The following is a 1,767-nucleotide window of genomic DNA, read 5'->3' on the forward strand; positions in this document are numbered from 1 at the left end:
GAGGAGGGTGGTGAGTTGGTTGCGGTCGGCGGTGTCGCAGGCGGTGATGTGGACACGTGCGCCGAGTTGGGTGAGTTCGGTGGCGAGTTCGGTCGTGCCGGGGGCGTCGGGCCCCTGGCGGCTGGTGAGCGTCAAGTTTCGGGCGCCGTGGTGGGTGATGAGGTGGCGGGCGGTGAGGGCACCGAGGGTTCCGGTGCCGCCGGTGATGAGGACGGTTCCCTCGGGGTCGAGAGGGAGGGGCTGGACTGGCGCGTTGGTGGGTGCGGCGGTGAGCTGGGGCGCCCAGCGGGTGTTGTCGCGGAGGGCCAGTTGGGGCTGGTCGGTGGTGAGCGCGGTGGGCAGTGCGTCGTTCGAGTGGCCGTCGGTGTCGATGAGGTGGACGCGGCCGGGGTGTTCGGACTGGGCCGAGCGGACCAGCCCCCAGATCGCCGCCGCGGCGGGATCGGTGACCTCGGCGGAGTCGTGTACGGCCAGCGCTCCGTGCGTGAGTATCACCAGCCGTGTGTCCGACAGCTCGGGCAGCGTCACCCACTGCTGCAAGAGGTCCAGCGCCCGGGTGGCCAACCCGCGTGCCCGGCTGGTGGGTTCGGTGTCGCGTGACTCCCACGCGATGGTGTCGGCAACGATCAGGGCGGGCCGGTCCTCGGCCTCGGCGACCTCCGTGACATCGGCGAAGGCCGGGGCTTCCGCGGTGGCGAGGGCGGGGGAGATGTCCCCGACGGTGCCCCAGGGGGCCTCGTCCGTGGCGGCGGTGGTGCTGTGTTCGGTCCAGGTGACCGTCCAGAGCGCGTCATTCAGCGATGTGGAGGTCAGCGCTTCGAGCTGCCCTGCGTCGACCTCCCGCAGTATCAGCGAGCCGATCGACGCGACCAGCCCTCCGGCCGCGTCGACCAGAGCCACGGAGAGCCCGCTGTCCTCGGTGTAACGGGCGTGTACGCGCACCGACGTGGCACCGGTGGCGTGCAGGCGTATGTCGTTCCACGCGAACGGCAGCAGCATGCGGCTGCCGGGCTCCCCGGGCAGGCAGTAGTTGCTCGCGTGCAGTGCGGCGTCCAGCAGCGCCGGGTGGATGCCGAACCGTCCGGCGGCCTCCGTCTGCTCCTCCGGCAGTGCGGCCTCCGCGTACACCTCGCCGTCGTGGGTCCAGACCGCCCTCAGGCCCTGGAAGGTCGGCCCGTAGTCGTAACCCCCCTCGGCCATCTGCTCGTACAGGCCCTCGACGGCCACCGGCTCGGCGCCGGCGGGCGGCCACTCGGCCACGGCGGGCGGCGGGGGCGCGGTGGTGTCCTGGGCCAGCGTGCCGGTGGCGTGCTCCGTCCACTGGGCGCTTTCCTCGGCGCGCGAGTAGACGCGTACGTCCCGTCGCTCGGACTCGTCGGGGCCGCCCACGACCACCCGGAGGTCCAGGGAGCCACTGTCCGGCAGGGCCAGTGGCTGCTCGATGACCAGCTCTTCCAGGGTGGGGGTGTCGGTCTCGTCCCCGGCGCGGATGGCGAGTTCGGCCATCGCGGCGCCGGGGAGGAGTACGGCGCCGGACACGGTGTGGTCGGCCAGCCAGGGGTGGGTGGTCAGGGAGAGGCGCCCGGTGAGGACGGTGCCACCGGTGTCGGGCAGGTGGACGGCGGCGGTGAGGAGCGGATGCGCGGGGTCGTGGAGACCGGCCGAGGCGATGTCGCCCTTGCTGGTGTTTCGGGGGAGCCAGTAGTGGTGGTGTTGGAAGGGGTAGGTGGGGAGGGGTGTGGGGTGGGGGTTGGTGGTGGTGTAGAG

General features: G+C 72.3%; 1 protein-coding gene. It reads right to left on the bottom strand.

Features of this window, described 5'->3' with window-relative positions:
• Window positions 1–1,767 (bottom strand): type I polyketide synthase (locus ACFXB5_RS53650; protein ID WP_385223356.1); only part of this gene is annotated, 1,767 nt, incomplete at both ends.

The sequence above is a fragment of the Streptomyces sp. NPDC059455 genome (assembly GCF_042750115.1).
Classification (GTDB): Bacteria; Actinomycetota; Actinomycetes; order Streptomycetales; family Streptomycetaceae; genus Streptomyces; species Streptomyces endocoffeicus.